The sequence below is a fragment of the Streptomyces sp. NPDC052301 genome, assembly GCF_044593395.1.
GTDB lineage: Bacteria > Actinomycetota > Actinomycetes > Streptomycetales > Streptomycetaceae > Streptomyces.
In genome coordinates this window covers 353,718-379,312 of record NZ_JBIUBE010000006.1, presented here as the reverse complement: position 1 = coordinate 379,312, position 25,595 = coordinate 353,718, and the positions used below count along the sequence as shown (strand labels likewise).

Annotated in this window: 21 protein-coding genes; 14 read left to right on the top strand and 7 right to left on the bottom strand. The window is 72.7% G+C overall.

The genetic code is table 11. The annotated features are described in order from the left end of the window. Positions 1 to 28: 28 nt before the first annotated feature. The 9 genes from ACIHEJ_RS19415 to ACIHEJ_RS19375 all read left to right on the top strand — a co-directional run bounded on the left by ACIHEJ_RS19415 (position 29) and on the right by ACIHEJ_RS19375 (position 11,931). Positions 29 to 1,747, top strand: coding sequence for an NAD-dependent malic enzyme (locus ACIHEJ_RS19415; protein ID WP_400136947.1), 1,719 nt, complete (start codon positions 29 to 31; stop codon positions 1,745 to 1,747). A gap of 132 nt (positions 1,748 to 1,879) precedes the next feature. After that, positions 1,880 to 2,674, top strand: a complete 795-nt coding sequence (locus ACIHEJ_RS19410) for a TIGR03084 family metal-binding protein (RefSeq protein WP_400136945.1) — start codon at positions 1,880 to 1,882, stop codon at positions 2,672 to 2,674. After that, complete coding sequence (locus ACIHEJ_RS19405) at positions 2,671 to 4,347, top strand: acyclic terpene utilization AtuA family protein (RefSeq protein ID WP_400136942.1); 1,677 nt, start codon at positions 2,671 to 2,673, stop codon at positions 4,345 to 4,347. The genes ACIHEJ_RS19410 and ACIHEJ_RS19405 overlap by 4 nt, the downstream gene beginning before the upstream one ends. Beyond that, entirely contained in the window at positions 4,344 to 5,942 is a 1,599-nt protein-coding gene (locus ACIHEJ_RS19400) for an acyl-CoA carboxylase subunit beta (protein ID WP_400136939.1), read from the top strand. Before ACIHEJ_RS19405 ends, ACIHEJ_RS19400 begins: the two co-directional genes overlap by 4 nt. An 8-nt stretch (positions 5,943 to 5,950) precedes the next feature. Further along, entirely contained in the window at positions 5,951 to 7,804 is a 1,854-nt protein-coding gene (locus ACIHEJ_RS19395; RefSeq protein ID WP_400136936.1) for a biotin carboxylase N-terminal domain-containing protein, read from the top strand. A gap of 7 nt (positions 7,805 to 7,811) precedes the next feature. Further along, on the top strand, positions 7,812 to 9,002 hold the full coding sequence (locus tag ACIHEJ_RS19390) for an acyl-CoA dehydrogenase family protein (RefSeq protein WP_400136933.1): 1,191 nt from the start codon (positions 7,812 to 7,814) through the stop codon (positions 9,000 to 9,002). Between the two features lie 19 nt (positions 9,003 to 9,021). Further along, positions 9,022 to 10,593, top strand: a complete 1,572-nt coding sequence (locus tag ACIHEJ_RS19385; protein WP_400136930.1) for a 4-coumarate--CoA ligase family protein — start codon at positions 9,022 to 9,024, stop codon at positions 10,591 to 10,593. Further along, positions 10,590 to 11,327, top strand: coding sequence for an enoyl-CoA hydratase family protein (locus tag ACIHEJ_RS19380; protein WP_400136927.1), 738 nt, complete (start codon positions 10,590 to 10,592; stop codon positions 11,325 to 11,327). Before ACIHEJ_RS19385 ends, ACIHEJ_RS19380 begins: the two co-directional genes overlap by 4 nt. Before the next feature lie 4 nt (positions 11,328 to 11,331). Beyond that, complete coding sequence (locus tag ACIHEJ_RS19375) at positions 11,332 to 11,931, top strand: TetR/AcrR family transcriptional regulator (RefSeq protein ID WP_400136924.1); 600 nt, start codon at positions 11,332 to 11,334, stop codon at positions 11,929 to 11,931. A gap of 378 nt (positions 11,932 to 12,309) precedes the next feature. On the opposite strand, the gene pdxH is transcribed toward ACIHEJ_RS19375, so the two are convergent. After that, positions 12,310 to 12,996: a pyridoxamine 5'-phosphate oxidase gene (pdxH, locus tag ACIHEJ_RS19370; RefSeq protein WP_400136921.1), complete on the bottom strand. Its 687-nt coding sequence runs from the start codon at positions 12,994 to 12,996 to the stop codon at positions 12,310 to 12,312. A 184-nt stretch (positions 12,997 to 13,180) separates the two neighbouring features. Here pdxH and ACIHEJ_RS19365 point away from each other — a divergent pair, with 184 nt between their 5' ends. Continuing rightward, entirely contained in the window at positions 13,181 to 14,281 is a 1,101-nt protein-coding gene (locus ACIHEJ_RS19365) for a citrate synthase 2 (RefSeq protein ID WP_400136918.1), read from the top strand. Positions 14,282 to 14,363: 82 nt separating this feature from the next. Here ACIHEJ_RS19365 and ACIHEJ_RS19360 read toward each other — a convergent pair whose 3' ends face one another. Next, positions 14,364 to 15,398 (bottom strand): isopenicillin N synthase family dioxygenase, encoded by a 1,035-nt coding sequence (locus tag ACIHEJ_RS19360; RefSeq protein ID WP_400136915.1) that lies wholly within the window; start codon positions 15,396 to 15,398, stop codon positions 14,364 to 14,366. Between the two features lie 229 nt (positions 15,399 to 15,627). Then, positions 15,628 to 16,200 carry a hypothetical protein gene (locus ACIHEJ_RS19355; RefSeq protein WP_400136913.1) on the bottom strand — a complete coding sequence of 191 codons (573 nt, stop codon included), beginning with the start codon at positions 16,198 to 16,200 and terminating at the stop codon, positions 15,628 to 15,630. Between the two features lie 184 nt (positions 16,201 to 16,384). On the opposite strand from ACIHEJ_RS19355, the gene ACIHEJ_RS19350 reads away from it, so the two are divergent. Next, positions 16,385 to 17,770: a PAS domain S-box protein gene (locus ACIHEJ_RS19350; RefSeq protein WP_400136910.1), complete on the top strand. Its 1,386-nt coding sequence runs from the start codon at positions 16,385 to 16,387 to the stop codon at positions 17,768 to 17,770. Positions 17,771 to 17,890: 120 nt separating this feature from the next. Here the strand turns inward: ACIHEJ_RS19350 and ACIHEJ_RS19345 are convergent, their stop codons facing one another. Continuing rightward, positions 17,891 to 18,646, bottom strand: a complete 756-nt coding sequence (locus ACIHEJ_RS19345; protein ID WP_400136908.1) for an SIS domain-containing protein — start codon at positions 18,644 to 18,646, stop codon at positions 17,891 to 17,893. 190 nt (positions 18,647 to 18,836) lie between these two features. Between ACIHEJ_RS19345 and ACIHEJ_RS19340 the strand changes: the two genes are divergently transcribed. Beyond that, entirely contained in the window at positions 18,837 to 19,529 is a 693-nt protein-coding gene (locus tag ACIHEJ_RS19340; protein ID WP_123976148.1) for a metal-dependent transcriptional regulator, read from the top strand. Positions 19,530 to 19,808: 279 nt separating this feature from the next. After that, complete coding sequence (locus ACIHEJ_RS19335; RefSeq protein ID WP_400136905.1) at positions 19,809 to 20,729, top strand: alpha/beta fold hydrolase; 921 nt, start codon at positions 19,809 to 19,811, stop codon at positions 20,727 to 20,729. 19 nt (positions 20,730 to 20,748) lie between these two features. On the opposite strand, the gene ACIHEJ_RS19330 is transcribed toward ACIHEJ_RS19335, so the two are convergent. Genes ACIHEJ_RS19330 through ACIHEJ_RS19320 form a run of 3 tightly spaced genes read right to left on the bottom strand, consistent with a single transcriptional unit; the run spans position 20,749 to position 23,807 of the window. Then, positions 20,749 to 22,335, bottom strand: a complete 1,587-nt coding sequence (locus tag ACIHEJ_RS19330; protein WP_400136902.1) for a transporter — start codon at positions 22,333 to 22,335, stop codon at positions 20,749 to 20,751. After that, positions 22,332 to 23,108, bottom strand: a complete 777-nt coding sequence (locus tag ACIHEJ_RS19325) for an ABC transporter ATP-binding protein (protein WP_400136899.1) — start codon at positions 23,106 to 23,108, stop codon at positions 22,332 to 22,334. Before ACIHEJ_RS19325 ends, ACIHEJ_RS19330 begins: the two co-directional genes overlap by 4 nt. Positions 23,109 to 23,153: 45 nt before the next feature. Then, positions 23,154 to 23,807 carry a bifunctional DNA primase/polymerase gene (locus ACIHEJ_RS19320; protein ID WP_400136896.1) on the bottom strand — a complete coding sequence of 218 codons (654 nt, stop codon included), beginning with the start codon at positions 23,805 to 23,807 and terminating at the stop codon, positions 23,154 to 23,156. Positions 23,808 to 24,108: 301 nt separating this feature from the next. Here ACIHEJ_RS19320 and ACIHEJ_RS19315 point away from each other — a divergent pair, with 301 nt between their 5' ends. Beyond that, positions 24,109 to 25,494, top strand: a complete 1,386-nt coding sequence (locus ACIHEJ_RS19315; RefSeq protein ID WP_400136893.1) for a transcriptional regulator — start codon at positions 24,109 to 24,111, stop codon at positions 25,492 to 25,494. Positions 25,495 to 25,595: the final 101 nt, after the last annotated feature.

The following is a 25,595-nucleotide window of genomic DNA, read 5'->3' as shown; positions in this document are numbered from 1 at the left end:
GGACGAAGCCGGACGGAGGGCGGATCTCATGACCGACGCGCACGACAGGGCCACCACCCCCCGTCCCCTGAAGATCACCGCACGCGGCCGCGCCGTCCTCGCCGACCCCCGGATCAACCGCGGTACCGCCTTCACCGAGCACGAACGCCGGGCCCTGGACCTGGTCGGCCTGGTCCCGCCCCATGTGCTCACGCAGGACGAACAGGTGGAGCGCGCCTATGCGCAGTACCGGGAGCAGCCCAGCGACCTGGCGAAGAACGTCAATCTGGCCGCCCTGCACGACCGCAACGAGACGCTGTTCTACCGGCTCGTCGGCGACCACCTCGAAGAGATGCTCCCCATCGTCTACACCCCCACCGTGGGCACGGCCATCCGCCGTTACAGCAACGAGTACCGCCGCCCACGCGGCGTCTACCTCTCCGTGGACGCCTCCGACGACATCGAGCGCTCGCTGCGCGCGAGCGGCCTCGGCGCCGACGACGTCGACCTGATCGTGGCCACCGACGGCGAGGGCATCCTCGGCATCGGCGACTGGGGCGTCGGCGGCATCGACATCGCCGTCGGCAAGCTCGCCGTCTACACGGCCGCCGCCGGCATCGACCCGCGCCGCACCCTGCCCGTGATGCTCGACGTGGGCACCAACCGCCAGGACCTCCTCGACAACCCGCTCTACCTGGGCAACCGGCACCCCCGCGCCGACCGCGCCACCTACGACGCCTTCATCGACGCCTACGTCACCACCGCGACCAAGCTCTTCCCGGGCGCCCTGCTGCACTGGGAGGACTTCGGCACCGCCAACGCCCGCCGCATCCTCGACCGCTACCGCGACCAGGTGTGCACCTTCAACGACGACATCCAGGGCACGGGTGCCGTCAACCTCGCCGCCGTCCTGTCCGGTGTGCGGGCCGCCGGGGTGCCCCTGCCCGAGCACCGGATCGTGGTCTTCGGCGCCGGTACGGCGGGCATCGGCGTCGCCGACCAGCTGCGCGACGCCCTGGTGGCCGAGGGGCTGTCCGAGGCCGAGGCCACCGCGCGGTTCTGGTGCGTCGACCGGTACGGCCTGCTCACCACCGACCAGGGTGACAAGCTCCGCGACTTCCAGCAGCCCTACGCCCGCCCCGCCGACGACACCGACGGCTGGCGGCGCGACCACAGCCTGCCCGGCATCCCCCTGGACGAGGTGGTCCGGCGGGTCCGCCCGACCGTCCTCATCGGCACCTCCGGCCAGAGCGGCGCCTTCACCGAGGACATCGTCCGCGAGCTGGCAGGGCACACCGAACGCCCGATCATCCTGCCCATGTCCAACCCCACCGACCTGGCCGAGGCCACCCCCGGCGACCTGCTCGACTGGACCGACGGCCGGGCCCTGGTCGCCACCGGCAGCCCCTTCGTCCCGGTCGAGCGGGACGGGACGACGTACGAGATCGGCCAGGCCAACAACGCCCTGGTCTTCCCCGGGCTCGGCCTCGGCGCGATTGTCGTGCGTGCCTCCCGGGTCACCGACGGCATGCTGCGCGCGGCGGCGGACGCGGTGGCCCGCCGGACCGACGACTCGGACGTCGCCCGGCTGGGCGCCCCGGTCCTCCCGCCGATCCGCGACCTGCGCGGCACTTCGGAGGCGGTCGCCGTGGCCGTGGCGCGGGCGGCCGTCGAGGCCGGGGTCGCCAGGGCCGTCCCGGACGACATCGAGGCGGCGGTGCGCGCGGCCCGCTGGGAGCCGGTGTACCCACCGGTGGAAGCGGTCTGAGCCCGCTTCCGGCGGGACCCCGGCCCGCCTGGGTCCCGCCCGCCGCGGCACGCCCAAGTCCCGCCTCCTCGCGGCCCATAAATTCATGCAAGCACGCTTGATTGTTTCTGGCTCCGCTGCCATGCTCCCCCCATGGCCGACCCGACGCCCGTCATCGACGACCTGCGTGCCGAGAGCGACGAACTGGAGCGACTCGTCGCCGAGTCGGCACCGGAGCAGTGGACACTCGCCACCCCCGCCCCCGGCTGGACCGTCGCCCACCAGATCGCCCACCTCGCCTGGACCGACCGCTCGGCCCTGCTCGCCGTCACCGACCCCGACGCCTTCCACGCGCTGGTCGAGAAGGCGCTCGCCGCTCCCGACTCGTTCGTGGACCAGGGCGCGGAGGACGGCGCCCGGCTCCCGCCCGCCGAGCTGCTGGCAGGGTGGCGCGCGGGACGCGACGCGCTCGACCGGGCGCTGCGCGCCGCCCCGCCCGGCTCCCGGTTCCCCTGGTACGGCCCGCCGATGTCGGCCGCCTCCATGGCCACGGCGCGTCTCATGGAGACCTGGGCCCACGGGCTGGACATCGCCGACGCCCTGGGTGTGGTCCGCCCACCCACCGACCGGCTCCGCCATGTGGCGCGGCTCGGCGTGCGGACACGCGACTTCGCCTACACCGTCCACGGACTCACCCCGCCCGGCGAGGAGTTCCGCATCGAACTCCGCGCTCCCTCCGGCGAGTCGTGGGTCCACGGCCCCGAAGACGCCACGCAGCGCGTCACCGGTCCCGCCCTCGACTTCTGTCTCCTCGTCACCCAGCGCGCCCACCGCGCCGACCTCGCCCTGACCGCGGCGGGCCCGGACGCCGACCGCTGGCTGGACATCGCCCAGGCCTTCGCGGGCCCGCCCGGAACCGGTCGCCCGCCGCAGGGGGACGAGCGGTGAACGCCCTGCGCATCGGCAACTTCTCCGGCTTCTACGGCGACCGCGCGGACGCCCTGCGCGAGATGCTCACCGGCGGTGAGATCGACGTCCTCACCGGCGACTACCTCGCCGAACTCACCATGCTCATCCTGGCCCGCGACCGGCTGAAGGACCCCTCCGCCGGGTACGCCCGTACCTTCCTGCGCCAGTTGGAGGACTGCCTCGGCCTCGCCCAGGAGCGCGGGGTGCGGATCGTCGCCAACGCGGGCGGCCTCAACCCTGCCGGACTCGCCGAGGCGGTACGGGAGTTGGCCGACCGGCTCGGACTGCCCGTCCGGGTCGCGCACGTCGAGGGCGACGACCTCACTGCCGACCACCCCGGCACCCTCGCCGCCCACGCCTACCTCGGCGGCTTCGGCATCGCGGAGTGCCTGCGGGCCGGCGCGGACGTGGTCGTCACCGGGCGGGTCACGGACGCCGCGCTCGTCACCGGGCCCGCCGCCGCCCACTTCGGCTGGCAGCCGGGGGAGTACGACCGGCTCGCGGGCGCAGTCGTCGCCGGGCATGTGCTGGAGTGCGGCACGCAGGCCACCGGCGGGAACTACGCCTTCTTCCGGGAGGCGGACGTCCGCCGGCCCGGCTTCCCGCTCGCCGAGATCCACTCCGACGGCAGCAGCGTCATCACCAAACACCCCGGTACCGGCGGCCTGGTGGACACCGGCACCGTCACCGCCCAGCTGTTGTACGAGACGGGCGGCGGCCGGTACGCCGGGCCCGACGTCACCGCCCGGCTGGACACCGTACTGCTGAGCCAGGACGGTCCTGACCGGGTGCGGATCGAGGGCGTGCGCGGCGAGGCACCACCGCCCACGCTCAAGGTCGGGCTCAATCGGCTCGGCGGCTTCCGCAACGAGGTCGTCTTCGTCCTCACCGGACTCGACATCGAGGCCAAGGCGGATCTGGTGCGCGCACAGCTCGCCGACGCGCTCACCGAGTCACCGCCCGCCGAGATCCGCTGGGACCTGGTCCGCACCGACCGCGCCGACGCCGCCACCGAGGAGACCGCGAGCGCCCTGCTCCGGCTCGTCGTCCGGGACCCGGACCAGCGGGTCGTCGGCCGGGCACTGAGCGGGGCCGCCATCGAGCTGGCACTCGCCAGCTACCCCGGCTTCCATGTGCTCGCCCCGCCCGGAAAGGGCGCCCCCTACGGCGTCTTCGAGGACGAGGCCGTACCCCAGGACGCCGTCGGGCACACGGCCGTCCTGCCCGACGGACGCCGTGTCCCGGTGCCGCCGCCCCAGGACACCCGCCCTCTGCACGCCGTACCGCAACCGCCGCTGCCCCGGCCGCTGCCCGTCGGACCCACCCGGCGTGCCCCGCTCGGTCTCGTCGCCGGGGCCCGCAGCGGGGACAAGGGCGGCAGCGCCAACGTGGGCGTGTGGGCACGGTCGAAGGAGGCCTGGCGGTGGCTCGCCCACGAACTGACCGCCGACCGGTTCCGCGAACTGATCCCGGAGAGCCGGGACCTGCCCGTCACCCGGCACCTGCTGCCGAATCTACGCGCGCTCAACTTCGTCGTCGACGGCATCCTCGGCGCCGGCGTCGCCGCGCAGGCCCGCTTCGACCCGCAGGCCAAGGCCCTCGGCGAATGGCTGCGCTCCCGCCACCTGGACATACCGGAGGCCCTGCTGTGACCGTGCTCGAGACGGCCCTGGACACCCACGGCCCCGACTACCGGGCCCACCGCGAGGCCATGCTCGCCAAGCTCGCCGACCTGGACGCCGAGCACGCCAAGGCGCTCGCGGGCGGCGGCGACAAGTACGTCGCCCGGCACCGGGGGCGCGGCAAGCTGCTCGCGCGGGAGCGGATCGAGCTGCTCCTCGACCCGGACACGCCCTTCCTGGAGCTGTCCCCGCTCGCCGCCTGGGGCAGCGAGTACCCGGTCGGCGCCTCCCTGGTGACCGGCATCGGGGTCGTCGCCGGCGTGGAGTGCCTGATCACCGCCAACGACCCGACCGTTCGCGGCGGAGCCAGCAACCCCTGGAGCCTGAAGAAGGCCCTGCGTGCCAACGACATCGCCCTCGCCAACCGGCTGCCCTGCATCAGCCTGGTCGAGTCCGGCGGTGCCGACCTGCCCTCCCAGAAGGAGATCTTCATCCCGGGCGGAGCCGTCTTCCGCGACCTCACCCGGCTCTCGGCCGCCGGCATCCCGACCGTCGCCGTCGTCTTCGGCAACTCCACCGCCGGCGGCGCCTACATCCCCGGCATGTCCGATCACGTGATCATGGTCAAGGAACGCGCGAAGGTGTTCCTCGGCGGCCCGCCCCTGGTGAAGATGGCCACCGGCGAGGAGAGCGACGACGAGTCCCTGGGCGGCGCCGAGATGCACGCGCGCGTGTCCGGTCTCGCCGACTACTTCGCCGTCGACGAACAGGACGCGCTCCGCCAGGCGCGCCGGGTCGTCGCCCGGCTCAACCACCGCAAGGCCCACCCCGATCCCCCCGTCGCCGAACCACCCAAATACGACAACGAGGAGCTTCTCGGGATCGTTCCCGGCGACCTGAAGGTCCCCTTCGACCCCCGCGAGGTGATCGCCCGGATCGTCGACGCCTCCGACTTCGACGAGTTCAAACCGCTGTACGGCACGAGCCTGGTCACCGGCTGGGCCGCCCTGCACGGCTACCCGGTCGGCATCCTCGCCAACGCCCAGGGCGTCCTGTTCAGCGCCGAGTCGCAGAAGGCCGCCCAGTTCATCCAGCTCGCCAACCAGCGCGACATCCCGCTGCTGTTCCTGCACAACACCACCGGCTACATGGTCGGCAAGGAGTACGAACAGGGCGGCATCATCAAACACGGCGCGATGATGATCAACGCGGTCAGCAACAGCCGCGTGCCCCACCTGTCCGTGCTCATGGGGGCGTCGTACGGCGCCGGGCACTACGGCATGTGCGGGCGCGCCTACGACCCGCGGTTCCTTTTCGCCTGGCCCAGCGCCAAGTCCGCCGTCATGGGCCCGCAGCAGCTCGCCGGCGTGCTGTCGATCGTCGCCCGCCAGTCGGCCGCGGCGAAGGGGCAGCCGTACGACGAGGACGCCGACGCCGCCCTGCGCGCCATGGTGGAGCAGCAGATCGAGGCCGAGTCGCTGCCGATGTTCCTGTCCGGGCGGCTGTACGACGACGGAGTCATCGACCCGCGCGACACCCGCACCGTCCTCGGCCTGTGCCTGTCCGCGCTGCACACCGCGCCCTACGAGGGCGCGCGCGGCGGCTTCGGCGTCTTCCGGATGTGAGGGACCACGTGATTTCCACTGTGCTCGTCGCCAACCGCGGCGAGATCGCCTGCCGGATCTTCCGCACCTGCACGGCTCTCGGCATCCGCACGGTCGCCGTGCACTCGGACGCCGACGCCGGCGCGCTGCACACGCGCGTGGCCGACACGACCGTACGGCTGCCGGGAGCCGCACCCGCCGACACCTATCTGCGCGGCGACCTGATCGTGAAAGCGGCCCTGGCCGCCGGCGCCGACGCCGTGCACCCCGGCTACGGCTTCCTCTCCGAGAACCCCGGCTTCGCCCGCGCCGTCCTCGACGCCGGTCTCACCTGGATCGGCCCGCCCCCGGACGCCATCGAGGCCATGGCGTCCAAGACACGGGCGAAGCGGCTGATGGGCCTGCGCCCCCTCGACGAGGCCGCCCTCACCGACGCCGACCTGCCGGTGCTGGTGAAGGCCGCCGCGGGCGGCGGCGGACGTGGCATGCGGATCGTGCGCCACCTGCGGGAGCTGCGGGCCGCGCTGGAGGCCGCGCGCACCGAGGCCGCGAGCGCCTTCGGCGACGGCGAGGTCTTCGTGGAGCCCTACCTCGAACACGGCCGCCACGTCGAGGTGCAGATCCTCGCCGACACCCACGGCACCGTCTGGCCGCTCGGCACCCGCGACTGCTCCCTGCAGCGCCGCCACCAGAAGGTGATCGAGGAAGCCCCGGCACCGGCCCTGCCCGACGCCCTTATCGAGGAACTGCACACCCTGGCCGTACGGGCCGCACGCGCCGTCTCCTACGTCGGCGCAGGCACCGTCGAGTTCCTCGTCGCCGACGGCCGCGCCCACTTCCTGGAGATGAACACCCGCCTGCAGGTGGAACACCCGGTGACGGAGGAGGTGTTCGGCCTCGACCTGGTCGCCGAGCAGATCCGCGTCGCCGAGGGCCACGCCCTGGACATCACCCCGCCCCCCGCGCGCGGCCACGCGATCGAGGCCCGCCTCTACGCCGAGGACCCCGCGCACGACTGGGCCCCGCAGACCGGCACCCTGCACCACCTCGCCGTACCGGCCGGCGTCCGCCTCGACACCGGCTACACCGACGGCGACCCCATCGGCGTCCACTACGACCCGATGCTCGCCAAGGTCGTCGCCCACGCGCCCACGCGCGCGGAGGCGATCCGCAAGCTCGCCGGGGCCCTGGAGCGGGCCGCGATCCACGGCCCGGTCACCAACCGCGACCTGCTCGTCCGCTCACTGCGGCACGAGGAGTTCACGGCGGCCCGCGCGGACACCGGCTTCTACGACCGCCACCTGCCCGAACTGACCGCCCCGGACGCCGACCCGCACGCCCCGCTGGCCGCCGCCCTCGCCGACGCCCACGGCCGCTCCCGCTTCGGCGGCTGGCGCAACGTCCCCGCACAGCCGCAGGTCAAGCGGTACGCCATGGCGGGCGAGGAGCACGAGGTCCGCTACCGGCACACCCGGCAGGGCCTCACCGCCGACGGGGTACGGGTCGTGCACGCCGACGCCCGGACAGTCGTCCTCGAAGCCGACGGAGTGCAGCGGACCTTCGAGGTCGCACGGTACGGCGACGAGGTGTACGTCAACGCCACCCGCCTCACCGCCCTGCCCCGTTTCCCCGACCCGACCGCACAGCTCGCCCCGGGTTCCCTGCTCGCCCCGATGCCGGGAACGGTCGTACGCGTCGCCGAAGGCCTCACGGAAGGGGCGGCCGTCGAAGCAGGCCGGCCCCTGATCTGGCTGGAGGCGATGAAGATGCAGCACCAGATCACGGCACCGGTCACCGGAACGCTGACCGCCCTGCACGCCACCACCGGTCAGCAGGTGGAACCAGGGACTTTGCTCGCCGTGGTGCAGGAAACCTCTTCTTAGGAGCCGCATGTCTCCCGTCGTCGAAACCGAAGAGCACAAAGCCCTCCGCTCGGCAGTCGCCGCCCTCGGCAAGCGGTACGGCCGCGACTACCTCGTCCGCACCGTCGCCGCGGGCAAACCCCTCACCGAACTCTGGTCCGAGGCCGGCAAACTCGGCTACCTGGGCGTCAACCTCCCCGAGGAGCACGGGGGCGGTGGCGGCGGCATCACCGAACTCTCCATCGTGCTCGAGGAGCTGGGCGCCGCGGGTTCCCCCCTTCTCATGCTCGTGGTCTCACCCGCCATCTGCGGCACCGTGATCTCCCGCTTCGGCACCGAGGCGCAGAAGCGGGCCTGGCTCCCCGGACTCGCCGACGGCACCCGCCTGATGGCCTTCGGCATCACCGAACCCGACGCCGGCTCCAACTCCCACCGCATCACCACCACCGCCCGCCGCGACGGCGCCGACTGGCTCCTCACCGGCCGGAAGGTCTTCATCTCCGGCGTCGACATGGCCGACGCGGTCCTCATCGTCGGCCGCACCGAGGACGCCCGCACCGGACGCCTCAAGCCCTGCCTGTTCATCGTCCCGACGGACGCCGAGGGCTTCCAGAAACACCCCATCGACATGGAACTCAGCGCCGCCGAGAAGCAGTTCGAACTGGTCCTCGACGACGTACGGCTGCCCGCCGACGCGCTCGTCGGTGGGGGCCCCTCCCACGCTTTCGGCAGTGGGGGAGAGGACGCCGGCCTGCTGCAGCTCTTCGCCGGACTGAACCCCGAACGGATCATGACGGCCGCGTTCGCGATCGGCATGGGCCGGTACGCCCTGGCCAAGGCGATCGAGTACGCCCGCGACCGCACCGTCTGGAAGACCCCCATCGGCGCCCACCAGGCCATCGCCCACCCCCTCGCCCAGGCGCACATCGACCTGGAGCTGGCCCGCCTGATGATGCAGAAAGCCGCCCGTCTCTACGACGCCGGTGACGACATCGGCGCGGGCGAGGCCGCCAACATGGCCAAGTACGCGGCCGGAGAGGCCTGCGTGAAGGCCGTCGACCAGGCCGTGCACACCCTCGGCGGCAACGGACTCACCCGCGAATTCGGACTCGCCTCGTTGATAACGGCCGCGCGCGTGGCTCGTATTGCTCCGGTGAGCCGGGAGATGATTCTGAACTACGTCTCCCACCAGACCCTGGGCCTGCCCAAGTCGTACTAGCGACCGCACTGGAGGAACCGTGTTCCGCAGCGAGTACGCAGACGTCCCGCCCGTAGCACTCCCCATCCACGAGGCCGTCCTCGGCCGGGCCGCCGACTTCGGCGAGCAGCCCGCGCTCATCGACGGCACGGACGGCACCACCCTCACGTACGAGCAGGTGGACCGGTTCCACCGGCGCCTCGCGGCCGCGTTCGCCGAGGCCGGCGTCCGCAAGGGCGACGTCCTCGCCCTGCACAGCCCCAACACCATCGCCTTCCCGACCGCCTTCTACGCAGCCACGCGCGCGGGTGCCGCCGTCACCACGGTGCACCCGCTCGCCACCCCCGAGGAGTTCGCCAAACAGCTCCGCGACAGCGCCGCCCGCTGGATCGTCACCGTCTCCCCGCTGCTTCGGACCGCCCGCCGCGCCGCCGAACTCGCGGGTGGCACACGGGAGATATTCGTCTGCGACAGCGCACCCGGACATCGCTCGCTCATCGACATGCTCGGCTCCGCCGCCCCCGAGCCCCGCGTCGGCATCGACCCCGCCGAGGACATCGCCGCCCTGCCGTACTCCTCCGGCACCACCGGCGTCCCCAAGGGCGTCATGCTCACCCACCGCCAGATCGCCACCAACCTCGCCCAGCTGGAGCCCGCCGTACCGGCCGGACCCGGTGACCGCATCCTCGCCGTCCTGCCGTTCTTCCACATCTACGGCCTCACCGCCCTGATGAACGCCCCCCTCCGCAAGGGCGCCACGGTCGTCGTCCTGCCCCGCTTCGACCTGGAGACCTTCCTCGCCGCGATCGAGACCCACCGCATCACCGGCCTCTACGTCGCGCCGCCGATCGTCCTCGCCCTCGCCAAGCACCCCGCGGTCACGCGCTACGACCTGTCGTCCCTGAAATACGTCCTCAGCGCCGCCGCCCCCCTCGACGCCCAGCTCTCCCAGGCCTGCTCCGAACGCCTCGGCCTGCCCCCGATCGGCCAGGCCTACGGCATGACGGAGCTGTCCCCCGGCACCCACGTGGTCCCCCTCGACCGCCTCCACCAGGCACCCGCCGGCACCGTCGGCAAGCTCGTCGCCGGCACCGAGATGCGGATCGTCTCCCTCGACGACCCCGGCAAGGACCTCGGCACCGGCGAACCCGGCGAGATCCTCATCCGCGGTCCCCAGGTGATGAAGGGCTACCTCGGCCGCCCCGACGCCACCGCCGACATGATCGACCCCGACGGCTGGCTGCACACCGGAGACGTCGGACACGTCGATCCCGACGGCTGGCTCTTCGTCGTCGACCGGGTCAAGGAACTCATCAAGTACAAGGGCTTCCAGGTGGCACCCGCCGAACTGGAGGCCCTCCTCCTCACCCACCCCGGCATCGCCGACGCCGCCGTCATCGGCACCCGCGACGACGACGGCAACGAGATCCCGCACGCCTTCGTCGTCCCCCGCCCCACCGGCGCCGACGACCTGACCGAGAACGAGATCATGCTCTACGTCGCCGAACGCGTCGCCCCCTACAAACGCATCCGCCACGTCACCTTCCTCGACACCGTCCCCCGCGCCGCCTCCGGCAAGATCCTGCGCAGGGAACTCAGGGAGCGCGCATGACCGCACCGATCAGCCGTACACGCACGCGCGGCGTCGAAACCCTCAGCCTCGACGCCACCGACACCCGCAACGCCCTCTCCGCCGGCCTCGTCACCGCCCTCGCCGAGGCCCTCACCGACTGCGGCAAGGACCCCGACGTCCGCGCCGTCGTCCTCACCCACACCGGCACCACCTTCAGCGCCGGCGCCGACCTGCGCGACCCGCCCCACCCCGACGCACTGACCGGCCTCCTCCGGCAGATCGTCGAACTCCCCAAACCGGTCGTCGCCCGCGTCACCGGCCACGCCCGCGCCGGGGGACTCGGCCTCCTCGCCGCCTGCGACCTGGCAGCCGCCGCCGGCACGGCCACCTTCGCCTTCACCGAGGTCCGCATCGGCGTCGCCCCCGCGGTGATCTCCCTGCCGGTGATCCCCCGCACCGACCCACGCGCGCTGGCCCGCTACTACCTCACCGGCGAACGCTTCGACCCGGCGGAGGCCGTACGCCTGGGCCTGCTGACGACGACCGCCGACGACGTCGACGAAGCCCTCGCCCCCGTCCTCGACGGCCTGCGCCGCTCCTCCCCCCAGGCCCTGGCCGAGACGAAACGGCTGCTCACGGCTAGGGTGCTGGAGACATTCGACCGGGACGCGGCCGACCTGACCGAGCTGTCGGCCCGGCTGTTCTCCTCCGAGCAGGCCCGGGAGGGGATGACGGCCTTCCTGGAAAGACGGGACGCGGCATGGGTGGTGTGAACACGTGAGCACGACGGCGGAACGCGACCGCCTGCCCAAACAGGACCGAAGCCGGGCCACCCGGCAACGGCTCCTGGAAGCCGCCGTGGCCTGCCTCGCCGAACACGGCTGGGCAGGCTCCACGGTCGCCGTGGTCGCCGAACGCGCCGGCGTCTCCCGGGGCGCCGCCCAGCACCACTTCCCCACCCGCGAGGACCTCTTCACCGCCGCCGTCGAGTACGTCGCCGAAGAACGCTCCACCGCGCTGCGAGCCCTCTTCCCCGACGGCCCCGCCGACCGCCGCGCCGTCGTCGCCGCCCTCGTCGACCTCTACACAGGCCCCCTCTTCCGCGCCGCCCTGCACCTGTGGGTCGCCGCGTCCAACGAGGACCAGCTCCGCACGCGCGTGACCGAACTGGAGGCCCGCGTCGGCCGCGAGACCCACCGCATCGCCGTCGACCTCCTCGCCGCCGACGAGACCCGGCCCGGCGTCCGCGAAACCGTCCAGGGCTTCCTCGACATGGCCCGCGGCCTCGGCCTGGCCAACCTCCTCACCGACGACACCGCCCGCCGCGAACGGGTCGTGTCGCAGTGGGCGGAGCTGCTGGGGCAGTCGCTGGGCTGAGCCATGCATTCGATCCAGTGCCGGCTCACAAGGGCACTGGAGACGCTCGGCAAGCCCGTGCACAAGGTGACCGACGCACAGGGCGGCCAGCGTGTGAGCCTCTTGGTCAGCCTCCCCGAAAAACAGTTGAGCCATCGCCGACCGCTTCTTAGGCTGTGGCCTACGTAGGAGAGGAGGTGATCGGGTAAATGAGTGAAACCCGGACGCGCGAGGTGGCTGCGGGCTAGCGGCCCGCCACCACACTCTGTGCGGTGCCGGACCAGCGTGTGCGAGAACACGCAGCCGGCCCAATCCAACGCAGTCACCCGACCCGCGGGCTGCCGGTACGTCCGGCCGGCTCCTCCCTGGAGGAACCCAGTCCGCGGGTCGTCTGCGTTTTCAGGGGCAGAGCCGGTCCACCGACCAGGTGCCGTCGGGCCGGGCCGTGTAGCGCAGGCGGTCGTGGAGGCGGTTCTCGCGGCCCTGCCAGAACTCGATCACCTCCGGGGCGATGCGGAAGCCGCCCCAGTGCGGGGGCACCGGCACCTGTTCGTCCTCGGGGTAGCGGGCCTCGAGGTCGGCGTAGGCGGTGTCCAGTTCGGTGCGGGAGGCGATCACCTTCGACTGGGCACTGGCCCAGGCGCCGAGCTGGGAGCCGTGCGGGCGGGTGCGGAAGTAGGCGGCGGTCTCGTCGCGGCCGGTGCGGTGGGCGGTGCCGGTGACGATGACCTGGCGGGCGAGCGGGTGCCAGGGGAACAACAGCGACACGTGCGGGTTCTGCGCGAGGTCGCGGCCCTTGCGGGAGTCGTAGTTGGTGAAGAAGACGAAGCCGTCGGTGTCGTACTGCTTCATCAGGACCGTGCGGGAGCTGGGGCGGCCCGTCGCGTCCGCCGTGGAGACGATCATCGCGTTGGGTTCGTAGATCGTGCCGTGCAGGGCCGCGCGTGCCGCGTCCTCGAACCAGCGGGCGAACTGGTCCATCGGGTGTGTGGCGAGGTCCTGTTCGGAGAGGCCCTCGGCCCGGTACTGCTTGCGCATGGCGGCGGGGTCGAGGACGGGGTCCAGGAGGGGTTCGCGGTCGGTCACCCGGTCATCTTGCCGTACTTGCCCGGCCGAACGGGTGTGGCACTGAGTGTCGTACGGGCTCCCCAAGTGTGGCACCGGAGGCTATCGTGCTGGTTCCCTTGCGGTACGGGTGACCACGGGTGACCACCGGCCGATCGGGGCATCACCGAGGTGACCACCGCCGACACACACGAGGAGCCGCCTGATGTCCGACTTCGTACCCGGGCTCGAAGGAGTCGTCGCGTTCGAGACGGAGATCGCCGAGCCGGACAAGGAGGGCGGCGCCCTGCGGTACCGGGGCGTCGACATCGAGGACCTGGTCGGCCACGTCTCGTTCGGGAACGTGTGGGGGCTGCTGGTCGACGGTGCTTTCAACCCCGGTCTGCCGCCCGCCGAGCCGTTCCCGATCCCGGTGCACTCCGGTGACATCCGCGTGGACGTGCAGTCGGCGCTGGCGATGCTCGCCCCGGTGTGGGGCCTGAAACCGCTGCTCGACATCGACGAGCGGCAGGCGCGGGACGACCTCGCGCGGGCCGCCGTCATGGCGCTGTCCTACGTCGCCCAGTCCGCGCGCGGCCAGGGGCTGCCGATGGTGCCGCAGCGGGAGATCGACAAGGCGAAGTCCGTCGTCGAGCGGTTCATGATCCGCTGGCGGGGTGAGCCGGACCCGAAGCACGTCGCGGCCGTGGACGCGTACTGGACCTCCGCGGCGGAGCACGGCATGAACGCGTCCACGTTCACCGCGCGGGTCATCGCCTCCACGGGTGCGGACGTCGCCGCCGCGCTGTCGGGTGCGGTGGGCGCGATGTCCGGGCCGCTGCACGGGGGTGCGCCCTCACGGGTGCTCGGGATGATCGAGGAGATCGAGCGGACCGGGGACGCGGAGGCCTACGTCAAGCGGGCCCTGGACCGCGGTGAGCGGCTGATGGGGTTCGGGCACCGCGTGTACCGGGCCGAGGACCCGCGGGCGCGGGTGCTGCGGCGGACGGCGCGGGAACTGGGCGCTCCGCGGTTCGAGATCGCGGAGGCGCTGGAGAAGGCCGCGCTGGAGGAGCTGCACAACCGGCGGCCGGACCGGGTGCTGGCGACCAACGTCGAGTTCTGGGCCGCGATCATGCTGGACTTCGCGCAGGTGCCGGCGCACATGTTCACGTCGATGTTCACGTGCGCCAGGACTGCCGGCTGGTCGGCGCACATTCTGGAGCAGAAGCGCACGGGGCGGCTGGTGCGGCCGTCCGCTCGGTATGTGGGGCCGGGGGCGCGGCGGCCCGAGGACATCGAGGGGTACGCGGACATCGCCCACTGAGAGGGGCGCTCGGGGCGCGTGGCCGGCTGCGGTCGCCTGATGGCTGCTCGCGCAGTGCCCCGCGCCCCTCGAGGCCGGCTGCTCACGCCGGTGTCAGGAGGCTCTGGTGGTACCTCTCCGCCACCAGCGGGTGCGCCCTCAGCTTGCCCTTGAGTTCGTTGTAGCCGTACTCCGCGAACAGAGGGTTCGACGGGTCGGTCGTGATGCCCGGGGCCTGCGAGGCGTGGGGGAAGGGGAGCGGTTCGACCCTCGCGTCGAGGCGGGGGTTGTAGAAGAACGGGACGGAGAAGCGTTCCGTCGCTCCGGGCGGGCTCACCACACGGTGGTTGGTGGCCACGAGGTAGCCGTCGGTGGCCACCTCCAGGAGCTCGCCGAGGTTGACGACGAAGGCGCCCTCGATGGGCGGGACGTCGTGGAAGAGGCCGTCCTCGCGCTGGACCTGGAGGCCGCCGACCGTGTCCTGCAGGAGCAGGGTGAGGAAGCCGTAGTCCTTGTGCGCGCCGACGCCCTGGTCGGTGCCGTCGCCCGCGCTGCCGGGGTAGCGGACGAGCTTGAGGTGCGGGTGGGCACGGTCGCCGAAGATCGGGTCGTAGAAGTCGGCCGGGGCGCCGATGGCGGTCAGCAGTTCGTGCAGGAGGCGGTCGGCGACCGCGCTGAGCCTGTCGATCCAGGCGAGGGCCGCCGAGCGCAGTTCGGGCAGGGCGGCCGGCCACTGGTTGGGGCCCTGCAGCCACCAGTACGGGGGCTCGCCGGGGCCGGGCACGTGGGCGGGGCGTTCGGCGCCGATGTCGAGCTGGTCGCGCCAGTCGCGGGAGCCGCCGGTGCGCTCGTCGCCGGTGCGGGTGTAGCCGCGGAAGTGCGGGGAGCCCACGTTGTCCAGGGCGAGCCGGTCGGCCTCGGGAAGGGCGAAGAAGGCGCGCATGGCGGTGAGCAGCGCGTCGGTCTCGGCCGGGGTCACGCCGTGTCCGACGAGCTGGAAGAAGCCGACGTCATGGGCGGCGCTGTGCAACTGGGCGTGGAGCAGGGCGCGGGCCTGGGGGCCGCGTTCGGCGGCCGACAGGTCGATGATGGGGAGTTGGTCGTACGACGAGGTCGTCGCCGCGGTGTGCGTCGTCATGGGTGCGTCCACAGGGGTGTGTGGGCCACGGGCAGGCCGCCGAGGGTAGGGGGCGGCGCCCAGGATGCCGTAAGAAGGGGAAGAAAAAAGGGGCTGAATCAGGCCGAACGGCGACAGCCCATGCTCGTGACGCGCACGTAGTCCACGTGGCGGCGGCGAACGAGCATCGGAAGCATGCGGGAAAGAGTACTGCGCGACACCGGATAGGGGTGTGGCCCGCCTCACTGGCTCAGAACTTGCCCCAGACACGCACCGTGCGGTGGCCGCCCAGCGTCTCGGCGATCAGCGCGGGGAACTCGTCGGTGAACTCCGGCCAGTTCCAGAACTCGAAGCCCAGGTGGGCGAAGGCGAAGTGGTCGTGTGCCCAGGCCCAGTCGGGCAGGGGGACGGGGACGGCGCAGGCGGGGCAGGTGACGTCGGCCGTGCCCGTCGTGTGCCAGAGGCCGATGGCCCGGGCGTACGGCTCCCAGGACGCGTCGATCAGGTCGTGGTCGTCGGTGTACAGGCGGGTCGTGGCCGTGCAGCGGGGGCAACGGGCCCACTCGGGGCCGTCCTGGCCGCCGTGGAAGACGGTGCGGCCGATGTGCACGGTCAGGCCGTCGCACGGCTGCCGGTCGGCGTCCAGCGGGTCGACCGCCCGGTCCCAGTGCGGGCCGGGCAGGTGGTGTCCGAAGGTGCGGTCGGCGCGCTCGGCCAGCACGATGCCCTCGGTCACGAGCCGGTCGAGCACGCGCGTGGCGAGCCGCGGGGCCTCGGCGGCGGTGGCGTCCAGGTCGACGACGGTCTGGAAGGTGTCCCCCATGGCGCAGGACCGTAGCCGGTGCCACTGACAGGCGGGTCCTGGGTGGCGGGTCTTGATTGATGCAATCTTGCGGGAACAGGATGTGTGCTGCGTCACGTTCCAGTTGAATGAGGGCCAGTGAGCTGAAGGCCAGTGAGCGAACCGCGCGCCGTACGGGCGCCGACGCAGCCTGCAGGGGGTCCAGGTGAGTGCTTCCCGGCGGAGTGGGACCACCGACGAGCTGGGGCCGGACGACCCCGGTGAGTCCGGCGGTTCCGATCTGCTCGCCGCTCTGCTCGACGGCATGGACGCGGCGCTGTGCGCCTTCGATGCCGACGGGGTCGTGACTCATTGGAACCGGGAGGCCGAGCGGATTCTGGGCTGGACCGCCGCGGAGGCGGTCGGACGGCACGGCTTCGCCGGGTGGGCGGTGCGCAGCGCCGACGCCGAGGAGGTGCAGGCGCGGCTGATGTCCGCGATGCAGGCGCCCGGGCGGCAGGTGTACGAGTTCGCCCTGGTGACCAAGGACGGGGGACGGGTCCTGGTGCGGACGCAGTCCGCCGCCGTCCGTGGGCCCGACGGGAAGCCCGCCGGGGTGTACTGCGCGTTCAGCGAGGTGCACGCGCAGATCGATCTGGAGCGGTCGATCGCGCTGAGCGAGGCGCTGTTCGAGGACGCGGCCTGGGGTGTCGTCCTCGTGGACGCCGATCTGCGGCCCGCCGTCGTGAACGGGTACGCCGCCCGGGTGCTGGGGATCGGGCGCACCTCCGCGCTCGGCCGGCCGCTCGGTGAGCTGCTCGCGCAGGGCGTGGAGGAGTTGGAGGCCGCGCTCACGCACGTCCTGGCCGAGGGCGCGCCGCCCGCGCCGGCCGAGATGTGGGTGGCCGTGCGCACGGCCGAGGGCGACGAGCGGCGCTGCTGGCGCAACGGGTTCCTGCGGCTGGCGTCGCCGCTCGCGGAGGAGCCGGTGCCGCTGGGGGTCGGCTGGCTGTTCCAGGACGTCACCGAGGCCAAGCGGGGTGAGCAGGAGGCGGCACTGCTGCGGTTCCGTTCGAACCAGCTGCACCGTGCGGCGCGGGCCGCCGCCGAGTGCGAGGACCCGGCGGAGGCCGCCGTCGTGCACCTGGACTTCGCCCTCGCGGGCTTCGCCGACCACGCGTTGATCGACCGGGTGGCGGGCCCTGCGCGCGCGGAGGGGGAGGACACGGCCGTACGGCTGGTCCGGCTCGCGGCCACCCCCGCGGGGGCGCCGGGGCCGAGTCTGCTGACGGGGGCGGCCGGGCTGCCGGTGCGGTACGAGACGGGGCATCCGGCGCTGAGCTGTGTGGAGCGGGGCGGGTCCGTGCGCGCGGACGCCGGGGCGGTGCCGGCCGAGCGGGCGCGCGAGTGGGCGCTGGAGCGGCAGTGGCCGGACGACGTGGTGCACGCGCTGTGCGCGGTGCTGCGCAGCCGGGGGCGGACGCTGGGCGTGGTGACCTTCCTGCGCGGGGCCGGCCGGAGCCGCTTCGAGCGGTCCGACGCGGCGTACGCGGAGGACGTGGCGGTCCGGATCGCGGCGGCGCTGGATCTGGCGGAGGCGGTCCGGAAGTAGGCCGGGAGCGGGCCGGGAGCAGATCGGGACCGGTCCGGAAAGAGGGGCCGGGAAAGCGTCCGGAAGCAGGCCGGGAAGGGCCGGATGCGGGCCTCGCGGCGGTGGTGGCCGTCCGTCGGTTCAGCGGCGGTAGAAGATCCGGTCGCCGTACTCCCGCATCACCCGGCCGTTCCACTCGTGGCCGCCGTCGACGTTTCCGGAGCGCAGCAGCGGGGGCTCGATGCCGCGGTCCGCCAGGGCGGCCGCGGTGGTGGCCATGACGGCCTGCATCAGGGCGGCGGTGACGACCGTGGAGGCGGGGGCGAAGGGCGCCGGGATGGTGTCGAGGGTGAGTTCGGCGTCGCCCACGGCGATCTTCGAGTCGAGGACGAGGTCGCAGTGGTCCTTCAGGAAGGTGCCGGAGGAGTGCCGGGACGTCGTCTCCGTGGCGTACGCCACCGAGGTGACGCCGATGACCTTCACGCCGAGCGCGCGGGCGTTCACGGCCATCTCGACGGGGAGGGCGTTGCGGCCGGAGAGGGAGATGATCACGAGGGCGTCGCCGGCGCGCAGCGGGGAGCTGTCGAGGACGGCGCTCGCGAGGCCGTCGACGCGTTCGAGGGCGGAACCGAGGGTGGCCGGAGTGACGTCGACGCCGACGACGCCGGGGACGGCGAGCAGGTTCATCAGGGCGAGGCCGCCGGCGCGGTAGACGACGTCCTGGGCGGCCAGGGAGGAGTGCCCGGCGCCGAAGGCGAACAGGCGGCCGCCGGCCGCGACGGTGTCGGCGAGGAGGGTGCCGGCCGCGGCGATCGCCTCGGCCTCCTCCTCGCGGACCCGGTGCAGGAGGTTGATGGCGGCGTCGAAGAACAGGTCGGCAGGCGTGCCGTCGCTCATGCGGTGCCCCTTCGCAGCGTCTGTGTCGCGGATCACCGTGCGGTCTGGACCAGTGCGGTGTCAATACGGCGCCGGGGTATCGGGACGGCCATTCCGCCGGAGGCCCCCGCTTGTCAGTGGGATCCGGCAGAATTGACGACAGGGCCAGCGCACGCGCCGGGCTGCCGGCAGAGGTAATCGAGGGGCACGTATGTCCGGACTGATCGACACCACGGAGATGTATCTCCGCACCATCCTCGAGCTGGAGGAGGAAGGCGTCGTCCCCATGCGCGCCCGCATCGCGGAGCGGCTGGACCAGAGCGGGCCGACGGTGAGCCAGACGGTGGCGCGGATGGAGCGGGACGGACTGGTGTCCGTGGCCAGCGACCGGCATCTGGAGCTGACCGACGAGGGCCGCCGGCTGGCCACGCGCGTGATGCGCAAGCACCGGCTGGCCGAGTGTCTCCTGGTCGATGTGATCGGCCTGGAGTGGGAGCAGGTGCACGCGGAGGCGTGTCGCTGGGAGCACGTGATGAGCGAGGCCGTGGAGCGCCGCGTGCTGGAGCTGCTGCGGCACCCGACCGAGTCGCCGTACGGCAACCCGATCCCGGGCCTGGAGGAGCTGGGCGAGAAGGACGGGGCCGACCCGTTCCTGGACGAGGGCATGGTCTCGCTGGCCGATCTCGACCCGGGCGCGGACGGCAAGACGGTCGTCGTCCGCCGGATCGGCGAGCCCATCCAGACGGACGCCCAGTTGATGTACACGCTGCGGCGGGCGGGTGTGCAGCCCGGCTCGGTGGTGAGCGTGACGGAGTCGGCCGGCGGTGTCCTGGTGGGCAGCGGCGGCGAGGCGGCCGAGCTGGAGGCGGACGTCGCCTCGCACGTGTTCGTCGCCAAGCGCTGAGCAGAGGGAAGCCCCGGCGCCGTGTGGCGCCGGGGCCTGTCCTCCCCTGTGCTGACCCGGAGCCCCGAGCTCTCAGGGTCATTCCCCTCGGACCGTTTTTCCCCGAGCGGTCCGCCTCCCGCCAGTAGAGATCCCCTGGGCGGCGGCGATCATTCCTCGAGGGGTGTCACTCGAATGAGGGGTGTTGTCCGCAGAGGCACTATCTTCGAATGTGTATTCGATAGTCTGCGGCATCGAGCAGGACGTACGAGGCAGCCGGAGCTGGGGGGTACCAGGCCGATGGCACGGCGTATCGACGTGACGGGAGCGGGCGGGGTGCGCCTGGCCGCGTGGGAGTTCGTCGACCCTCCGAAGAAGGTTCCGGAAACCGTGGAACCCCCGGACCCCGCACCTCCGGACCCCACACCCCCGGACCCCGCTCCGGGAACCGCCGGCCCCGGCGTGCTCTTACTCCATGGCCTGATGGGTCGCGCCTCCCACTGGGCGGCGACCGCCCGCTGGCTCTCCGAGCGGCACCGCGCGGTCGCCCTCGACCAGCGCGGCCACGGCCAGAGCGACAAGCCCCCGCCGGCCGCCTACACCCGCGAGGCCTACGTCGAGGACGCCGAGGCCGCCCTGGAACAGCTCGGCCTCGCCCCCGCCGTCCTCATCGGCCACGCCATGGGTGCCCTGACCGCCTGGCAGCTCGCCGCCAGGCGCCCCGACCTGGTGTGCGGCCTGGTCATCTGCGACATGCGCGCCTCCGCGCTCGGCGCGGCCTCGCAGCGCGAGTGGGCCGACTGGTTCCGGTCCTGGCCCGCCCCCTTCGCCACCCTCGCCGACGTCCGCAAGTGGTTCGGCGAGGACGATCCGTGGGTGGAGCGGCCGAACCCCGCCCGCGGCGCGTTCTACGCCGAGGTCATGCACGAGTCCGCGGACGGCTGGCGCCCCGTGTTCGAGCCGGAGGAGATGCTGCGGACCCGGGAGAGCTGGGTTCACGACGCGCACTGGGAGGAACTGGCCCAGGTCCGGTGCCCCGCGCTCGTCCTGCGGGGGCTCGACGGCGAGCTGGGGCGGGCGGAGGCCCAGGAGATGGTGCGGGTGCTGCCGCTCGGCGAGTATGCCGAGGTCGCCGATGCGGGGCACCTGGTCCACTACGACCAGCCGCTCGCCTGGCGAGGCGCCGTCGAACCTTTCCTGGAGCGGGTCCTGCTGGGCTGAGGGCCCGCCGAGGCACCCCTCAGCCCTTGCTCACCGCCGCCAGGATCTCCGGCAGCCGGGCCGCCGTCCGTGGTGCCGCGAGCCGCAGGCCGAGCAGGGCGATCGTCGCCCCGTACCCGGCCCCCACCGGCAGCAGCACCCAGTTCCACGCCTCCCCGCCCGCGCTGACGTTCAGCCAGACGGTGAGGGCGATGACGGGGGAGGAGAGGAGGGCCGCCGCGACCATGCCGCCGAGGATGGAGATCCAGGCGAGCCCCGCCTGGCCGGGGACGACGTTCTTGTGGCCCTCCTGCGGGATGGAGTAGGGGAAGCGGGCCGAGGTCCACGCGCCGGTCGCCAGCATCGCGCCGAGCAGCGCGAAGGACAGCCCCAGCACCTCCGGCAGCCGCGCCCAGGCGCCCAGCAGCGCCGTCGTCAGCACCGTCACGAGCGCCGCGTACGGCAGGGTGACCAGCAGCAGGGCCAGCGCCCGGCCGCGCAGCTCGGTGTAGGCGTCCCGGGGCGAGGAGATGGTCGTGGCCACCATCCAGAACGCGGAGGTGTCCTGCCCGAACTGGTTGTACATCTGGATGCCGAGCATCCCGGCGGCGAAGCAGGCGAAGTAGGCCGACCCGGTGCCCTGCACCGCGTTGAACACCGGCACGATCAGCCCGATCGCCAGCGAGGTCACCCAGGCGGCCTTGGTCTTCGGGTCCCGCCAGACGTAGCGCAGGCTGCGCTCCATGACCGTACCCGTGCGGCCCTCCGGCAGCAGCCGCCCCAGGCCGGACGGCGCGCGGTCCCGGGCACCTCCGTCGGCGGCCTGGAGCGTGGAGCCGTCGGGTGCGGTCATCAGCCGGGTCAGGCTTCCCGCCCAGACCCGGACGAGAACCGCCAACCCGGCGGCGCAGAGGGCGAGTCGGGCCACGGCGATGCCGTACGACCCCTCGCTCGCCGCGTGCACCGCGCCCACCGCCGACGCCGGCGGCACCCAGGACAGCACGTCCGCGACCGGCTGCAGCTTCCCCAGCCCGGCCGAACCCAGCTGCTGCGCACCGAAGTTGACCACCTGCACGCCGATCGCGATCACCAGCCCGCTCAGGACGGCCAGATCCCGGCCCTTTCTGCTGGTCAACAGGCGTACGTTGGCCGTGGCGACGGCGCGGGCGAGGGCCACGCAGACCGGCAGGGCGAGGACGACGGCGACGACGGCGCACACCCATCCCGCCACGCCGTGGGCCAGGGACAGCGCGCAGCCGGTCAGGACCAGCAGCGTGAACAGCGGACCGATGCCGACCAGGGAGCCCGCGAGCAGGGCCCCTACCAGGGGCCGGGGGCGCAGCGGGAGCAGCACCAGGCGGGTGGGGTCCAGGGTCTCGTCGCCGCTGGGGAAGAACAGCGGCAGCACCGCCCAGCCCAGCGCCAGCACGGCCGTGCCGAGGACGGCGACCACGTCGGCGTGCGCCCGCCCGCGCAGCAGGAGCAGCCCCAGCAGCTGCGACAGCGCGAACAGCACCGCGACGACGGCCGAGGCGACGAACGCGGCCCGTCGGCCCCCGGACTGCCGCAGTCCGTTCCTGAGCAGGGAAAGCTTCAGCGTTACGACGGTGGAGGTGAGGTTCGTCATCGGGCCGCCCCGCCGCCCAGCCAGTCCAGGTCCGACCCGGCGTCCCGGGCCCGCGCCCCGACCAGTTCCAGGAAGGCAGCCTGCAGGGTGGGGTGTTCCCCGCGTACCTCGGCCAGCGTGCCCGTCGCCCTGATCCGGCCCGCCGCCATCACCGCGACCCAGTCGCACAGCGATTCCACCAGCTCCATCACATGGGAGGAGAAGACGACGGTGGCGCCGGAGGCGGTGTACCGCTCCAGCACGCCCCGGATGGTCTGCGCGGAGACCGGGTCGACGCCCTCGAACGGCTCGTCCAGGAACAGCACCTCGGGGTTGTGCAGGAGGGCGGCGGCGAGGCCGATCTTCTTGCGCATGCCGGTGGAGTAGTCGACGACGAGTTTGTGCTGGGACCCGGCCAGGTCGAGCACGTCCAGCAGCTGTGTGGCCCGTTTGTCGACCTCGTTCCCGGGCAGCCCGCGCAGCCGCCCCGAGTAGCCGAGCAGTTCCCGCCCCGACAGCCGCTCGAACAGCCGCAGTCCTTCGGGAAGGACGCCGATCCGCGCCTTGACGGCCACCGGGTCCCGCCACACGTCGTGGCCGACGACCTCGACGGTGCCGTCGTCGGGTCGCAGCAGTCCGGTCACCATCGACAGGGTGGTGGTCTTCCCGGCCCCGTTGGGCCCGACCAGCCCGATGAACTTACCGGCGGGCAGCTCGAGATCGATCCCCCCGACGGCGACTTGCTGCCCGAATCGTTTCCAGAGCCCTCGCACGCGCACTGCAGCATCGGTCATGCAGGAAGGCTACGGCGGCCGCGACGCTGCGAAGGAGGCGGGCGGCTACCGGTCCCGGCCGCACGCATAGGCCAGCGGCGAGATCACCTCCTCCGCGTCCGGCAACCACCGGTTCGCCGGGGTCGGCCGGCGGACCCACTGCACAGCCCCGCGCGACCCGAACCGGGTCGGAGGAGCGGCCACGTACGCACCCTCACCCAGCGCCACCAGATCCAGCGAGGACAGTGACCACCCCAGCGTGCGCACCAGCTCCGGCACCTTCGCGCAGGCCCCCGGCAGCACGAAGAAGTGCATCCGCCGATCGGGAGCGAGTGTCACGGGCCCCAGCGTCAGCTCCATCCGCTCCATCCGCGCCAGCGCCAGGAACCCCGCGCTCTCCGGGACGGACAGCGCGTCGAAGGTCCGCCCCGTCGGCAGCAGGATCGACGCCGTCGGCTGCTTCTGCCACATCCGGCGCGCGACGGTCGCACTGCCGGTCGCCTGGGTCGCCCAGTCGGGGCGCGCGGGGTGCGCACCCGGCGCAGGGCAGGAGGCGTCGCCGCACGCGCAGCGCTGCGTCCCGTCGACGGCTTCCAGCCAGGTGCCCGGGAACACGTCCCAGTGCCGCTCCTCGGCGTAGCGTACGGCGGTCTCCAGCAGCGATTCCCCGCGCTGCTGCGGAATCTGGGCGGCCTGGGTGCCGGCGATGGTCTCTTCCACGCACCTCTCAACTCCCATGCCCACCGGGAGTTACGCCCGTAGCGCGCGCGGGGGAGGAGCATCGATTCGGCAGTCGGGGCGCATGGGTGCACGTGTGGGGGCGCGCGGGAGGAGGACGGGTGTGAGGTGGGTAGCCAGGGAGGGGGTTGGCATCCATCTTTACCCCGGCAAACCGCACATGTCGTGCATTGACGGTATGTCAGCTGGGCAGTGATCTTCCGAACGGATCATCTCGGCCGGAACGTGACGCTCCGGAGGGTCACAACACGCTCCAGGGGACCGCAACGCAGGGGGTAAGCACATGGCCGCAAGGCCTCTCGTGGCGAGGCAGCCGAACGAACGGCTGCAGGCACTCATCCAGGAAGCGGGGTGCTCGAACGCCGGGCTGGCCCGGCGGGTCAACATGTGCGGTGCCGAGCACGGCCTCGACCTGCGCTACGACAAGACGTCCGTGGCCCGCTGGCTGCGCGGCCAGCAGCCGCGGGGCCGGGCCCCGGCGATCATCGCCGAGGCGCTCGGGCGCAAGCTCGGCCGTACGGTCACGATCGACGAGATCGGCATGGCCAACGGCAAGAACCTCGCCTCGGGGGTCGGTCTCCAGTTCTCGCCGACGGTACTGGGGGCCATCGAGCAGGTCTGCGAGCTGTGGCGCAGCGACGTGGGGCGCCGGGACTTCCTGTCCGGCTCCTCCGTCGCCGCCTCCGCGCTGGTCGAGCCCAGCCGCGACTGGCTGATCTCGGCGCCGGACGCCCAGGTGGCCCGGCAGGCCGGCCCGCGCGTGGGGCAGGCGGACGTGGCGGCCGTACGGTCCATGACGCAGGCGCTGACCGACCTGGACCACCAGTTCGGCAGCGGGCATGTGCGCCCGGTGGTCGTGCACTACCTCAACAGCGTCGTCTCCGGGCTGCTCGCGGGCTCGTACCGGGAGGTGGTCGGGCGGGAACTCTTCGCCGCCGTCGCACGGTTGACGGAGCTGGCGGGCTACATGGCGGTGGACACCGGTCAACCGGGCCTCGCCCAGCGGTACTACATCCAGTCGCTGCGGCTCGCGCAGGCGGCCGGGGACCGCGGGTACGGCGGTTACGTCCTCGCCGCCTCCATGAGCCATCTCGCCGCGCAGCTCGGCAACCCGCGCGAGATCTCCCAGTTGGCGCGGGCGGCGCAGGAGGGCGCGCGCGGACAGGTGACCCCGCGCGTGGAGGCGATGTTCCACGCGGCCGAGGCGCGCGGGCACGCCCTGCTCGGCGACGCGCGCGCGGCGCAGGCCTCCATCGCGCGGGCGGTGGCGGCGATGGAGCAGGCGGACGCCTCCTCCGGCGACGACCCGGCGTGGATCAGGCATTTCGACGAGGCCTATCTGGCCGACGAGTTGGCGCACTGCGCACGCGATCTCGGGCAGTCCGAGCAGGCGGCGCGGTACGCCGAGCAGTCGCTGGCCGGGCACCCCGAGGCCCGGGCCCGCCGGCGCGCCATCGGCTATGTGCTGCTCGCCACGGCCCAGGTGCAGCAGCGCGAGGTCGAACAGGCCTGCAGCACGGGCCTGAAGGCGGTCGAACTGCTGGAGACACTGCGCTCCAACCGGGGCGCCGAATACCTGGAGGACCTGCAACAGCGACTCGAACCCTTCCGGGAGGAGGCGGTGGTGAGGGAGTTCGGGGCCCGCCTCGACCTCCAGCAGGCTGCCTGAACACCGGCCCCGCGGTTGCGTGAACATGAGGAGAACGGCGCCCGGGCGCACGACGGGTGCCATGTACAGCGCACCGCGGGGCGGTTTTGTTACCACTGTCA

Excerpts from the sequence above, each read along its gene's own strand:
- ACIHEJ_RS19415 (WP_400136947.1), top strand. The coding sequence starts at position 29 with ATGACCGACGCGCACGACAGGGCCACCACCCCCCGTCCCCTGAAGATC.
- ACIHEJ_RS19410 (WP_400136945.1), top strand. The coding sequence starts at position 1,880 with ATGGCCGACCCGACGCCCGTCATCGACGACCTGCGTGCCGAGAGCGAC.
- ACIHEJ_RS19390 (WP_400136933.1), top strand. The coding sequence starts at position 7,812 with ATGTCTCCCGTCGTCGAAACCGAAGAGCACAAAGCCCTCCGCTCGGCA.
- ACIHEJ_RS19380 (WP_400136927.1), top strand. The coding sequence starts at position 10,590 with ATGACCGCACCGATCAGCCGTACACGCACGCGCGGCGTCGAAACCCTC.
- ACIHEJ_RS19365 (WP_400136918.1), top strand. The coding sequence starts at position 13,181 with ATGTCCGACTTCGTACCCGGGCTCGAAGGAGTCGTCGCGTTCGAGACG.
- ACIHEJ_RS19360 (WP_400136915.1), bottom strand. The coding sequence starts at position 15,398 with ATGACGACGCACACCGCGGCGACGACCTCGTCGTACGACCAACTCCCC.
- ACIHEJ_RS19355 (WP_400136913.1), bottom strand. The coding sequence starts at position 16,200 with ATGGGGGACACCTTCCAGACCGTCGTCGACCTGGACGCCACCGCCGCC.
- ACIHEJ_RS19345 (WP_400136908.1), bottom strand. The coding sequence starts at position 18,646 with ATGAGCGACGGCACGCCTGCCGACCTGTTCTTCGACGCCGCCATCAAC.
- ACIHEJ_RS19340 (WP_123976148.1), top strand. The coding sequence starts at position 18,837 with ATGTCCGGACTGATCGACACCACGGAGATGTATCTCCGCACCATCCTC.
- ACIHEJ_RS19335 (WP_400136905.1), top strand. The coding sequence starts at position 19,809 with ATGGCACGGCGTATCGACGTGACGGGAGCGGGCGGGGTGCGCCTGGCC.
- ACIHEJ_RS19330 (WP_400136902.1), bottom strand. The coding sequence starts at position 22,335 with ATGACGAACCTCACCTCCACCGTCGTAACGCTGAAGCTTTCCCTGCTC.
- ACIHEJ_RS19325 (WP_400136899.1), bottom strand. The coding sequence starts at position 23,108 with ATGACCGATGCTGCAGTGCGCGTGCGAGGGCTCTGGAAACGATTCGGG.
- ACIHEJ_RS19315 (WP_400136893.1), top strand. The coding sequence starts at position 24,109 with ATGGCCGCAAGGCCTCTCGTGGCGAGGCAGCCGAACGAACGGCTGCAG.